The following is a 12261-nucleotide window of genomic DNA, read 5'->3' as shown; positions in this document are numbered from 1 at the left end:
CCGATTGAAATAGTCACTTCATTGGATTCCATAATAGAGGATACCTAACTGTATACACTCTATTATGTGTACATTCCGGTAAGTTTGTCTATATATGGGTAGATTTTATCTGACAGTTCCCAACCCCGCAGATTCATTGATGCCCCTGGTCTGGAGGGGGGCAATGCCAAATCCCCAATGGCAAATACCCAATGCTCAATCGACAGACCAATTAACTAATTGACACACTATTGAGATGGGAGATGGAGGGCAGATGGTAGAGGATAAGCGGTGGCGACATTTACCTCCCAGGCACTCTCCCCCAAAAATTACCTCAACTTTGTTAGCCATATTACCCTGAAACCGGTGGGTGAGAGTAGAAGTAATTCTAATAAGAACTAAAGATCCGCCTGGTAAAGTGCTCCCAAGTTAACTTCACCATGCAATGAAAAACTTGAGTTTACCGCCAATGTAAAGGGGTCTGTGGTAGAGGTGCAAAATGTCAAAAATAGGAATATTTAAGTTAAGTAAGCTTTCCAAGAGCCACAAGGCCATAAAAACTAATAAACTGTTATTAAAGTACAAGTTTTATAACCTCAAAGTGTTTGAGCAAATATTTCGCAACCAGGCGATCGCCAGATGGGAAGACGCCGATTCAGAAACTTTGATTGAAAGAGTAAACATAAGTTCGTCAATTGTTATTGCTAGTGACAAAAACCTAGGAAAGTTCAGAATTGAGGCGGGAGGGCATTAAATCAGTGAGCCAAGAATTTAGACTGTCTGTCACCCCAGTTGAGGATGACGAATACTTTGTGCGGACAGAAAAGGTTGCACCCGGTGTACCCTTGGGAGAAGTAAGAGTCCGCTGGCCGATCGACCAATGGCTGGCTTTGTCTGCCGAACTGATGAATGACCCCTTAATGGGCTTGCTTCAGGGAAAAACCAGTCGCGTGCTGTCGCGATCGGCAAAAAATCCAGCACCAAATTTAGTAGCCCTCGGTCAACAATTACACAGTGGGCTATTTCAAGGGCGGTTGCGCGATAGCTGGACTTGCGCTCAAGGCATAGCACAGCATCGCCGAGAAGTGCTGCAACTGCGTGTGGGAATCAAAGACAGACGGTTGTCACGGTTGCCTTGGGAGGTTCTACACGCTGACGATCGCCCCTTGGCCACTGGCACTGATGTGGTCTTCTCGCGCTACCACACGGGTACAAACATAGTAAAACCAACTCACATTATTCCCAATAGCGGCCCGTTAAGGATTTTAATGGCGATCGCCTCTCCCAGTGATCGAGACAGCTTGCAACTAAAGCGAGAAGTTCTTCACCTGCAAGAAGAACTCCAAAACCGGACTGGGAACCCCCTCAAACACAACCTGCACGCGCCAGAGATTCAATTGACAATTCTCGAACAGCCCGATCGAGAACAATTAACCCAAGCCCTAGAACAAGGACACTACCAAGTTCTGCACTACGCAGGACATAGCAACTTGGGTTCCAGAGGTGGCGAACTTTACCTAGTCAGCAGCCGCACCGGCTTAACCGAAACCTTAAGTGGCGACGACTTAGCAGGTTTGCTAGTCAACAACGGCATTCAAATGGCCGTATTCAACTCTTGCCGAGGCGCCTACAGCAATGCCTCAAAGCAAGGGGAAGATAGCCCCGAACGCAACTTAACAGAAGCTTTGGTCAAGCGGGGGATTCCAGCAGTGTTAGCAATGGCAGAAAGCATCCCCGACGATGTGGCCCTGACTCTGACAAGGCTGTTTTACCGCAACTTGAATCAAGGCTATCCAGTGGATCTGAGCCTGAGTCGCGCTAGAGCGGGACTGATTACTGCCTACGGTTCTCATCAGTTATACTGGGCTTTGCCCATTCTCTACCAGCACCCGGAATTTGACGGCTATCTGACAGGTACTCCTACTCAACAAGGGACAGGAGATTCTTTGCAGCCCAAAAAATCCCTAGCGTCGGAAACGCAGCCACTTTTGGCTGGTGCCAAATCGAAGACTTGGAATTCCGCTAATGTTGAGCAAGAAGCAGACTGTGCTGACGGGGAAGTCAGGAGCCATTTTCCAGACAAATTAGGATTTTCTAGGGATGGGCTGGAGCAAAATTCTGCACTCTCGACTGTAAATGCCCGGTCTCCACTTCCGGCAGCAATACCCCCCATTTCTACTCCTGGCTCTTCCCTTGTTACTACTCAACCAAGTCGCACTCAAGTAGCTACTGTCAAACCAATCAAAAAATTGGGATGGAAAAAATATCTGACTGTGGCGTTTTGTGCGTTGCCTCTGGCTTTGGGGGGTGGTTTTTTGGGGTGGCGGCAATTGCAAAACAGCAATTCCAAACCCGAAGAGTTATTACCAACGGTGCGGACTCCTATTTCCCAAGGTTATCTACAAATACAGCGGGTAAATTTGGCACAAACTCAGACTGCTAAAGTAATGGCGATCGCCCTCAACAACTTTCAGGCTGGGGAGACTTGGGCCGGTCTTAAAGCCACAGAAGCATTGCTCGATCGAGTAGCACTGCCACAGGCAGAAGGTGCTCTGCAAGCTGTCCCCAAATTTGCCCTAGATCAGCCAGAAGTTAATTTTCTTAAAGGTCGTTTGGCTTGGCAATTTCAACAAATCGGCAACAAAAAATACAGTGTTGACGACGCGAGGCGTTCCTGGGAGATCGCTCTCAAGGCGCGTCCACATTCTCTGAAGTATCGGAATGCTTTAGGTTTTGCTTATTATGCTGAAGGTAATTTCGAGCGTGCTTATCAAGTTTGGGCGGAAGTGCTCAATTCCATCGCACCGATTCCCAACAAACCAACTGCTTCTGTGTCTGTGCAAGCGGGCAATGATATTTTAACTGCGATCGCCGGTTTGGGAATGGTGATGGCAAAACCTGTTCTCAACCTGACACCTCAACAGCAAGCAGCTCGTTTGACCAAAGCGATCGAATTTCGCCAACAAGTGATGGCTAGCGATCCGCTGAGTTTTGGGGCTGATGCCCTGGCGAAAAATTGGCTGTGGTCCGAGGCCGCAATTCGCGATTGGCAGTCCCTGCAAAAGTTGCAAAAAGCGCGATGATCCATCGAAAGTATTGAGCAATATTCTAGTGTTCTGATTCTCTCTATCCACTGTTAAAATGTACAATTTTTGTGACCCGATCGACAGGCCCACTCAGCCCAAATATGCTGGTGGGCAAGTGTCGATCGGCTTGTGCGATCGGGCAAATTGATTTAGGGAAGAACGCACAATTGGAGCCGAACAAAGCAGAAATTGAGGGGGAAATTCAACAAAATCAATGGTTTCAGCAATTAAAAAAGTCCTCATTGCCAAGGCATTTGCTCTACCTCTAGGGTGTTGGATCGTTTTTGTACCAACAGTGAGGCTCAGGGACGACTTTGCCTTGGTGAATTTGTGGCTGATGCTGCTTTGGGAGCGACAACCTACAGGGAACCAGTAGAAATTCAGTACATTACTGCCGCAAATCAGTGCCAGGAACGGCTGTTAATTGGTGGTGTGGCCAATATTTTGCACTAGCTGTCAGGGCGGTTGCGCGATCGTTTGTACCAGTGCCCATTGAGTGCCTTTTGGGCTAAAACCTGTGCAACGGCTAGGGCAAATTTTACCCAACTCCGATCGGATTGCCATCCCCCTGGTCTGTTCTCTACAAGTTATATGGTGAACAGTTTAATAGAAGATTCCTCCCAGGGATTTGGGGTTTTGAGGTCATTCCAGGGGCGAATAACTGGCTTTTCGAGTAGGTGCCAGTGCCATTGACAATCAGTACCGCTTCATCTTGTTGAGGTAAAATTTGGTAAAATTTCATCCCGCAGCGATCGGCGGTTTCCACAGATTTCCTCTACCTGGTACCCTAGGTATTTCCAGCGATCGCGCTTGGCTTTTTACTTTAATGGCAGACCCGATCGGGGGACTGGTGAAAGCTGCTGAACAGACTTTACTCTCCAAAAGTAAACTCTTTAATTGGCAGCAACAATCCCGGAGTCGATCTCCGTCGCGAGCTCAATCATCAGGATTGAGCAGCAAATATATCACAGATCCAGCATCTTTAGTTTCAGACCAGACCTTGAGGCCGCAGAAATTAATCCAGAATCTTAATATTCAGAATTCTTAGTATTGACAGTCAAACAAAGTTCATCTAATGTGTTGTAATTGATATAAGTAAAGTCCAATAAGCGAGGTACGGTCAATGGCAGAAACAGCAACAGCACCCTTAACAGGAAAAGGTCTGCTTCAAAAAATCAAAGGCAGCGATTTGCCACGCAGAGAACTGGCAAAGCTTTGCGGCTACTTCACAGTGAGCAAGAGTGGAGAAACTCGGATTAACTTGGCTGAGTTTTACGATGCAGTGTTAGCTGCTAAGGGAATTGAGCTAGAGAAGTCGAAAGCTGATGGACGCGGACGAGAAGCCAGTTATCGAGCTAGCGTTCACAAGAATGGTTCCATCGTGATCGGGGCAAATTATACCCAAGAAATGGGATTAAAGCCCGGAGACGAGTTTGAAATTAAACTCGGATACAAGCACATTCGCTTGATTCAGATCGATGTGGACAGAGCTGATGTAGACATGGACGATCAAGAGGAGGATACAGAAGAATAGCAGCGAACCTGATGCAGTCAGCCGATGGTAAGGCGACTAAATTTGGCATTCACTGTATGAATATTTGCGCGCCAACCTTCGATTTAACTGATGAGCTGTCTTGACTATTTCTATTTTCTCTTGTCTCGCAAAGACTACAGTGCCTCTGAACTTCGCAAAAAGGGGCAAGAGAAAGGTTTTGGCCAGGTCGAAATATTGGAGGCGATCGCGCAAATTCAAGACCGGGGCTATCAGTCCGATACTCGCTTGGTGGCAAACTCGATCGCCTCTGCTGCAGGCAAATACGGGAAGTCTGCCGTCAAGCGCAAGTGCTTGCAAAAAGGAATTTCCAGCGATTTGTTCGAGCAAGTTTGGGAGGAAGAATCTGCTGAAAATGTAGACTCCGAAGCAGAAAAACTTGCCGGATTAAAAGCCAAAGTCATGCGAAAATACAAGATTGATACTTGGGATAAAGTAGATCCAAAGACCAAGGGTAAAGTCTTGAATTACCTCCAATACAGGGGGTTTAATCCCTTTGAAATTTGGCAGCAGTGGCAGCAGGAAGAAGCAGACGAGTAATTTACTAGGACCAAGCTCGATTTAAGAAGCCCCCAGTTCGGCAAACTTAACTGTACTGCTGTTTTGGGGGTCATATTCTATGTTGTCAGTTTTTCTAACTATGGGACTTAGATCGCCTTAAAATCGTGATTGTAGTCAAACTGCTTCATTGAGGGTTTTGTACTCTCTCCGAAACTACAGAATTCCCCTCCATCCTTTGATCGGGTTTGGTATAAACCCAAGCCCAAGCAATTAAGACAGCTTGAAAAGGCAGCCTGAACCAATACAGAAGTGGGTGGTGGGGAATCCCTTCTATGGGAATGCTGTTGATGGCCTGATTAATATTAGCTGGAAACACGGCAATAAACAGAGCAATTAATCCCCAGGCGGCGGCGCGACTCACGGGAGGAACTAACAGCCCAATGCCTCCCAAAATCTCGAAAAAACCGCTGATATAAACCAATGCTTCTGGGTAAGGAAGCTGGGGTGGCATGATTTTGATAAAAGGTGCGGGGACTGCAAAGTGGAGAACCCCGACAACACTAATAGCCACTGCGAGAATAACTCGCCAAATTTCTTTTTGAGTTTTCATGGGAGAGCATTAATTAAAAATTGTAAATTTGCAGCAATAATCCTTGCCAAAATCCGCTGTTTGTGAAACAGTTACCCAGTTTTCCCCGTCAACAACTAACCGCTAGGGGAACTTTGACAAACGGCTGCGGATTGTCACCCAATAAAACAGCGCGGGTGTTTTATCAAAATCTTAATCTCCCGTTGCCGGATCTCGCCTCTGTCCTCCGGCAGTTTTACTAAAAAAAATAGCATACCCAGATTCCCAGACAACTAAAAGTGCTGCGGGACTCTCACAGGAGATCTTGTTATACCAATTTTAAAAAAGAATGCAACAGTAGTCTTGTCCCTCCCCTTTATAAGGGGGGGTTAGGGGGGGTCAAAGATTATTGCACGATTGTAGAGAAATGGTATTACTTTTAATGAGGTTGATTTAAGTTGCAATTTAAAACTCAAAAATCTATCCAAAGCCCTATGTCTCATGCCCTAGGTTGATTTGGGCTGGCATTGCTAAATTAGAAATTGAGGTAATGCGATCGGGAATTTAGCTTTCATGACAGACAAACAGCAGCAACCAACAGAGGAAATCAAGCCCCCAGCAAATTCGGTTTGTGAGGCGTTTCAGATGCAGCTAAAAACGGCTATCTCTGCTGCGGAAACGGCGACGATCGCACTTAACGCGATCGGTGTAGCAGGAACGGAAATTGGCACGGCTGCCGCCGCCAGTGCGGGGGAAGCAGCCGAGACAACTTTCAAACAAGCCCAGGAATATTTCGACACAGCCACCCGCGAGACAGGAAAAGTTTTGGAAGCAGTGGGCGACAACCCTCTGCTGCGAGAATTCCTGAAGTTTTTCCGTGCCGAAGGGCTGCTAACCTTAATCGGTATGGTGGATGTTGCTAGTGCTGAAGCTGCTGTGAAAAAGTTGCAGCAAGAGTATCCCCAGGAAACTCCTGCCGAAATCGCTCAAAGGATTGTAGTAGAAAAAGCCATCTATGCTGGCGGTATCGGCTTGGTAAGTAGCGTTGTCCCTGGAGTCGCCTTGGCGCTGCTGGCGGTGGATTTGGTAGCGACGACACAGTTGCAAGCCCAAATGGTTTATCAGATTGCTGCGGCTTACGGTATGGATGTGCGCGAACCAACTAGGCGAGCGGAAGTTTTGGCTATTTTTGGCCTGTCGGTGAGTAGTTCGGAAGTGCTGAAAGTGCTTTTTGGTGGGCTGCGAAATGTGCCACTGGCAGGAATGGCGATCGGCGCGAGTACCAATGCTGTGATGTTTTATACGGTGGGGTACGCTGCTTGTAGGTTTTACGAGTCTAAGGGAGTTGTTTGATTTTTGACAGGGCGATCGCCCAGGATGTCAAGTGATTTTAGATTTATTTAAACTTTCTTAATCCCCATTGATTATGAGAAAAAATAGTCTCCTTTTCTCTAGCAATAAATCACGCTCAAAAATTCGTATTTTCGGAAGTTCCCAACGATGTTAGAATATGTAATGTCATGGAAACAATGTTATTAACTGCCGCGTGAGCCACAGGCTGTTTGCCGATGCGGATCGACCAGATAGGCAAGCTATCAATATATGTGGCTAGAATTAGCTGTAGCATCCAGCTAAATGCGATCGCCCTGAGAAAATCCCAAACTATTCTGCGAAAATATAACATTTTTTTCCTGGCAGGAACTTTCTTGCCACCAAATTATTCAAAAAGATTGAGCCTCCCAGCCCTGTGTCATTTTTATCTAAACACAAGCAATCACCGACGACCATGAACACTTCACTTAACACCCCTAAATTGCATCTCAATCGAATGCTGAGGCAATCCCTGCTAGCAAGCATCATCTCCGCAGCAGCCTTGGCTAGCGGATGGGTTCCCGGTTTGTACGGCAATTCGCCCAGCCTAGTTTTTGGATCGAGCGCCCAAGCTCAAGAGATTAGCAGAGAGGAGATTACTAGCTACGCTCGTGCTGTCTTAGCAATGGAACCTAGACGCGAGAAAGCTTATAGAGAAATAAAAGGAATGGCACCAGGTGGAGCGGTTCCAAGAGTATTGTGCAACGAAGCTCAGGGAATCAATAGGCTTTCTGGAAACATTCGCGGCGTGGCAGTAAATTACTGCGACGAAGCTAAAAAAATTATAGAAAATAATGGTTTGACAGTTGCTCGCTTCAACCAGCTTACTTTGCTCCAGCAAGCTAATCCGGCTGTCAAAGCACAAATTCAAGCCGAGTTGGTACGGCTGCAACAACAAACTACTAATCCATAGTGATTGGTGATTGGTGATTGGTGATTGGTGATTGGTGATTGGTTATGGGTGATTGGTTAGTGCCAATAGCTAATCACCAATTCCCGATTCCCCATTCCCGATTCCCCATTCAAAGGAAAATCCCGATAAATAAGATATTCCTCAAAAATTAGGTGCGACATCAAATCCTGTGAGGGATAAAATATAAATATGCTAATTTTTACAAAACATTTGCCTGCAAATCCTGATGCTGTAGTCAGCTTTGTTTTACCCCTGACTGCGGACGATCGCACTCGCAGTCGTCACCGATTTGAAACGGATGCCGGGGAAGTGGTAAACTTGCGTTTGCCCAGAGGTACTGTACTGCGTGATGGGGATTTATTGCAGTCGGAAGACGGTAATTGTTTAGTGCGAGTCACAGCCAAACCAGAAGCAGTGCTTGCAGTACGTGCTGGAAATCGGCTGCTACTGATGCGGGCGGCCTATCATTTAGGAAACCGCCACGTAGCTTTAGAAGTGGCTGATAATTATTTAAAGTTTTCTCCCGATTCAGTCTTGCAGGGAATGCTGGAAAAAATGGGTTTGGAAGTAACAGCAGAAATTGTACCATTTCACCCAGAAGTGGGAGCTTATGGCCATAGCCATTAAGATTTGAGATTTGAGATTTACGAAAGAAGCGAACAGAGAACAATCAAGAGTTAACAATCAACAGTGAACAGTCAACTTTTATGTTTATTGCAGCTAGCTTTTGCACCTGTGGGAGCTTATAGTTATTCTGAAGGGCTCGAAATTTTAGTAGAAACAGGTGAGATCGATAGCGAAGTTAGCTTGAGAAATTGGTTGCAAGACTCCCTGCAATTCGGGGCGATTCGAGTAGAAGCTGCGCTGGCGGTACGGGGTTTGAGGGCGGCTAAAAAGGAAGATTTAACAGCTTTGAGTTATTGGAATGGGTGGGCGACGGCGACTAAGGAAACTGAAGAATTGCGATCGCAAAGTTGGCAAATGGGACGGACTTTGATGCGGTTATTGCTAGATTTGCGATCGCCCACACCGGATGGATTAACAAAAATAGTACCAGAATTCGTGGCATCGGAGGGTAATCAGTGCAATTTTGCGATCGCCTTTAGCATTGCTTGCGCTTGCTGGCAGATTGAAGAAGAAGCCGCCGTGTTAGGATATTTGTACAGTTGGGCGACAAACTTGGCGAGTGCTGGCGTCAAATTGATTCCCCTTGGTCAAACAGCCGGTCAACAATTATTGTTAGATTTGCACTCGCAAATTAGCTTTACTGCCCAAGAAGTTTTAAAATTAGAAGATGACGATCTTGGTAGTTGTAGTTGGGGATTGGCCCTAGCTAGTATGGCCCACGAAACTCAATATACTCGATTATTTCGCAGTTAAAAATCAGACAATCTCAAATCTCAAATCGCTATGAGTGCTTTTCGTGTTGGAATTGCGGGCCCTGTTGGTTCGGGAAAAACAGCTTTACTTGATGCTTTGTGCAAATCCCTCCGTCAGCACTACAAGATGGCTGTGGTGACTAATGATATCTATACTCAGGAAGATGCACAGTTTTTGGTGCGGAGTCAAGCTTTGGATAGCGATCGAATTTTGGGCGTAGAAACCGGAGGCTGTCCCCACACGGCTATTCGGGAAGATGCTTCGATCAATTTAGTGGCTATTGAACAATTGGAATACAAATTCACTGACTTAGATTTAATCTTTGTCGAAAGTGGGGGCGATAACTTAGCGGCAACTTTTAGCCCAGAGTTAGTAGATTTGACAATTTACGTAATCGATGTGGCTGCGGGAGACAAAATTCCCCGCAAAGGAGGACCAGGAATTACTAAATCGGATTTGCTGGTAATTAATAAAACAGACCTCGCACCCTATGTGGGAGCAGATTTAGGAGTGATGGAACGGGATACTCAAAAAATGCGCGGGGAGAAACCTTTTATTTTTACTAATTTGAAAAGCCAGGAAGGATTAGAATCGGTAGTTAATTTTATCCGCTACCATATAGTCTAGAATCCTATTGAAATTAGATATCTAAGATGTAAGTCGACAAGAGTAAAACTTCGGTTTTGTTGGACGCTATCCCCGTTGAATCAGGAAGCCAGCGCTGTATCGCCGTATCGGTCAGCGTCTGGTAGTTCACTGTTAGTTCATGGGTTTGATTCCTGCCAAATCTAAAATTTGAGGAATTAAATCTTCCCGCTTGACAGCCATCATGTGAACTCCTTGACAAATTTGTCGCGCTAGCTTAACTTGTTCGGCAGCAATTTTTATGCCTTCCTGTAAGGGTTCTGGAGCTTTTGCCAAACGATCGATCGTCTCTTGTGGTATGTGAACTCCCGGCACATTCTTTTTGATAAATTCAGCATTTTTAGCGGATTTAAACAGAAAAATTCCTGCTAAAATTGGTTTGTTAGAACCCGCAGCAATGTGGTGCATAAACTTATCTAAAATTTCAAAATCTGTTATTAATTGACTTTGAAAAAACTGGGCTCCTGCTTCTAATTTTTTCTCAAATCGACTTTGTAAACCTGACCAACTGGGGCATTGCGGATCGACAGCAGCACCGGCAAATAAATCAGTAACTCCATCTGTTAAAGGTTTGTCATTCCAGTCTTTGCCACTGTTCATTTTTTGAATAGCTTGCAGCAGTCGCACTGCTTCAAAATCAAATACGCTTTTAGCTTTTGGATGGTCTCCGGCTTTGACTGGATCGCCTGTTAGTGCTAATATATTGCGAATACCTAAAGCCTGTGCTCCCATCAAATCTGCTTGCAGGCCAATTTGATTGCGATCGCGACAAGCAACTTGACAAATCGGCTCAATGCCGTGCTGCAATAAAATTACGGATACTGCTAGGGGAGACATTCGTAGCACTGCACGACTGCCATCGGTGATATTAATTGCGTGAACGCGGTTTTTGAGCATTTCAGCCATTGCCAGGGTGTGAGTGATATCACCGCCTTTGGGGGGGGCAACTTCGGCGGTAATGATAAATTCTCCGGGGGTAGTACACGCAGTACGAAAACGATTCATGATTGGTTGTTGGTGGTTGACAGTTGACAGTTGGCAGTTGGCAGTTGGCAGTTGGCAGTTGTTAGTTGGCAGTTGGCAGTTGTTAGTTGGCAGTTGGCAGTTGTTAGTTGGCAGTTGGCATTCTCAACCAATAAACCAATAACTAATAACCAATAACAACTAACCAATAGCAACTAATTTGGTAAAGAATAACCAAAAGCTTTTTTAACCTTAGTTAGAGTTTGGTTGGCAATTGCTTCTGCTTGTTCCTTTCCTTGACGTAATACTGATTCCAAGTATCCCCGATCGCCCATTATGTCTGCATATTTATCCTGAATCGGTTTCAGGGCATTGATTGTAGTCTCTGTCAACAGGGGTTTAAAGTCTCCCCAACCCATATTTTCACATTCCGCTGCAACTTCTTCCTTGGATTTGCCGGAAAGCAGCAGGTACAGGGTGAGTAGGTTTCTGGCTTCGGGGCGATCGGGGTCATCAAAGGTCAAACCTCGCACCGCATCTGTTTTGCACCGCTTAATTTTTTTGGTAATTGTTTCTGGCGAATCCAATAAATTAATTCTACTCAGTTCGGAAGGGTCTGATTTCGACATTTTACGAGTGCCGTCTGTCAAGCTCATCACCCTCGCGCCGTCAGTCCGAATTAATGGTTTGGGAAGTTTCAATACAGGTTTTTCCGGTGTGCCAAATTGGTGATTTAATCTAATAACTAGATCGCGGGTTAGTTCCAAATGTTGTTTTTGGTCTTCTCCTACTGGCACTTGATCTGCATCGTAAAGCAAGATATCTGCGGCCATTAATACGGGATAATTCAGCAAGCCTGCGTTAACATTTTCTCCTTGTTTAACTGCTTTTTCTTTAAACTGAATCATATCTTCTAGCCAGTTAATCGGCGTAATGCAGTTAAGCAGCCATGCTAGTTCTGTATGAGCAGGAACGTGGGATTGTATGAAAATAGTAGAATATTCCAAATCGATGCCACAAGCTAAATAAAGGGCGGCGATGGTGTAGCTGTCATTAGCTAGAGTTGCGGGATTGTGCGGTGCGGTAATGGCGTGCAAATCGACTACGCAAAAGTAATTTTCGTACTGACTTTGGATTTCTACCCAGTTGCGAATGGCACCGAGATAATTGCCGAGGTGTAGATTGCCTGTTGGCTGAACTCCTGAAAGAACGCGCTGTTTGCCCATGAGGAAAGAGGAGAATTTAAGTCACATTCCTATATTGACACGTTATCTCGATCTAAGTCAAATATAACTCGGCGGTT

17 protein-coding genes are annotated in these 12261 nt (G+C 45.6%); 13 read left to right on the top strand and 4 right to left on the bottom strand.

Annotation, left to right across the window (positions count from 1 at the left end):
• Positions 1-478: 478 nt before the first annotated feature.
• The 7 genes from ACBR23_RS21480 to ACBR23_RS21450 all read left to right on the top strand — a co-directional run bounded on the left by ACBR23_RS21480 (position 479) and on the right by ACBR23_RS21450 (position 5157).
• Complete coding sequence (locus ACBR23_RS21480; RefSeq protein ID WP_371117252.1) at positions 479-733, top strand: hypothetical protein; 255 nt, start codon at positions 479-481, stop codon at positions 731-733.
• Positions 734-737: 4 nt separating this feature from the next.
• The gene (locus ACBR23_RS21475; protein WP_371120387.1) at positions 738-3062 is read left to right on the top strand and encodes a CHAT domain-containing protein; all 2325 of its coding nucleotides are present in this window, start codon (positions 738-740) and stop codon (positions 3060-3062) included.
• Positions 3063-3133: 71 nt separating this feature from the next.
• Positions 3134-3334, top strand: coding sequence for a hypothetical protein (locus ACBR23_RS21470; RefSeq protein ID WP_371117250.1), 201 nt, complete (start codon positions 3134-3136; stop codon positions 3332-3334).
• A gap of 1 nt (position 3335) precedes the next feature.
• Positions 3336-3518 carry a hypothetical protein gene (locus ACBR23_RS21465; RefSeq protein WP_340520582.1) on the top strand — a complete coding sequence of 61 codons (183 nt, stop codon included), beginning with the start codon at positions 3336-3338 and terminating at the stop codon, positions 3516-3518.
• Positions 3519-3792: 274 nt separating this feature from the next.
• Positions 3793-4113 carry a hypothetical protein gene (locus tag ACBR23_RS21460; RefSeq protein ID WP_371117249.1) on the top strand — a complete coding sequence of 107 codons (321 nt, stop codon included), beginning with the start codon at positions 3793-3795 and terminating at the stop codon, positions 4111-4113.
• 75 nt (positions 4114-4188) lie between these two features.
• A complete protein-coding gene (locus ACBR23_RS21455) occupies positions 4189-4599 on the top strand; it encodes an AbrB family transcriptional regulator (protein WP_340520587.1) in 411 nt (136 codons plus the stop codon).
• Positions 4600-4689: 90 nt separating this feature from the next.
• Complete coding sequence (locus ACBR23_RS21450) at positions 4690-5157, top strand: regulatory protein RecX (RefSeq protein ID WP_340541195.1); 468 nt, start codon at positions 4690-4692, stop codon at positions 5155-5157.
• A 145-nt stretch (positions 5158-5302) separates the two neighbouring features.
• Here the strand turns inward: ACBR23_RS21450 and ACBR23_RS21445 are convergent, their stop codons facing one another.
• On the bottom strand, positions 5303-5728 hold the full coding sequence (locus tag ACBR23_RS21445; RefSeq protein WP_341739567.1) for a DoxX family protein: 426 nt from the start codon (positions 5726-5728) through the stop codon (positions 5303-5305).
• Positions 5729-6259: 531 nt separating this feature from the next.
• On the opposite strand from ACBR23_RS21445, the gene ACBR23_RS21440 reads away from it, so the two are divergent.
• Entirely contained in the window at positions 6260-7039 is a 780-nt protein-coding gene (locus tag ACBR23_RS21440) for an EcsC family protein (RefSeq protein WP_371120388.1), read from the top strand.
• Between the two features lie 115 nt (positions 7040-7154).
• On the opposite strand, the gene ACBR23_RS21435 is transcribed toward ACBR23_RS21440, so the two are convergent.
• Positions 7155-7370, bottom strand: coding sequence for a hypothetical protein (locus ACBR23_RS21435; protein ID WP_341739564.1), 216 nt, complete (start codon positions 7368-7370; stop codon positions 7155-7157).
• Between the two features lie 102 nt (positions 7371-7472).
• Here ACBR23_RS21435 and ACBR23_RS21430 point away from each other — a divergent pair, with 102 nt between their 5' ends.
• The 4 genes from ACBR23_RS21430 to ureG all read left to right on the top strand — a co-directional run bounded on the left by ACBR23_RS21430 (position 7473) and on the right by ureG (position 9977).
• A complete protein-coding gene (locus ACBR23_RS21430) occupies positions 7473-7970 on the top strand; it encodes a DUF4168 domain-containing protein (protein WP_371120389.1) in 498 nt (165 codons plus the stop codon).
• A 189-nt stretch (positions 7971-8159) separates the two neighbouring features.
• Entirely contained in the window at positions 8160-8597 is a 438-nt protein-coding gene (gene ureE, locus ACBR23_RS21425) for an urease accessory protein UreE (protein WP_341732628.1), read from the top strand.
• A 63-nt stretch (positions 8598-8660) separates the two neighbouring features.
• The gene (locus tag ACBR23_RS21420) at positions 8661-9350 is read left to right on the top strand and encodes an urease accessory protein UreF (RefSeq protein WP_341739561.1); all 690 of its coding nucleotides are present in this window, start codon (positions 8661-8663) and stop codon (positions 9348-9350) included.
• Positions 9351-9380: 30 nt separating this feature from the next.
• On the top strand, positions 9381-9977 hold the full coding sequence (gene ureG, locus ACBR23_RS21415; protein WP_371120390.1) for an urease accessory protein UreG: 597 nt from the start codon (positions 9381-9383) through the stop codon (positions 9975-9977).
• Positions 9978-10109: 132 nt separating this feature from the next.
• Here the strand turns inward: ureG and ACBR23_RS21410 are convergent, their stop codons facing one another.
• Complete coding sequence (locus ACBR23_RS21410; RefSeq protein ID WP_371117242.1) at positions 10110-11000, bottom strand: methylenetetrahydrofolate reductase; 891 nt, start codon at positions 10998-11000, stop codon at positions 10110-10112.
• On the opposite strand from ACBR23_RS21410, the gene ACBR23_RS21405 reads away from it, so the two are divergent.
• Entirely contained in the window at positions 10999-11142 is a 144-nt protein-coding gene (locus tag ACBR23_RS21405) for a hypothetical protein (protein WP_371125678.1), read from the top strand. The genes ACBR23_RS21410 and ACBR23_RS21405 overlap by 2 nt on opposite strands.
• Positions 11143-11173: 31 nt before the next feature.
• On the opposite strand, the gene trpS is transcribed toward ACBR23_RS21405, so the two are convergent.
• Entirely contained in the window at positions 11174-12184 is a 1011-nt protein-coding gene (gene trpS, locus ACBR23_RS21400) for a tryptophan--tRNA ligase (protein ID WP_371117240.1), read from the bottom strand.
• Between the last annotated feature and the right edge of the window lie 77 nt (positions 12185-12261).

Source organism: Microcoleus sp., assembly GCF_041354475.1.
Taxonomy (GTDB): domain Bacteria; phylum Cyanobacteriota; class Cyanobacteriia; order Cyanobacteriales; family Microcoleaceae; genus Microcoleus.
The sequence above is the reverse complement of the archived record's forward strand: the minus strand, read 5'-3'. Positions and strand labels throughout refer to the sequence as shown.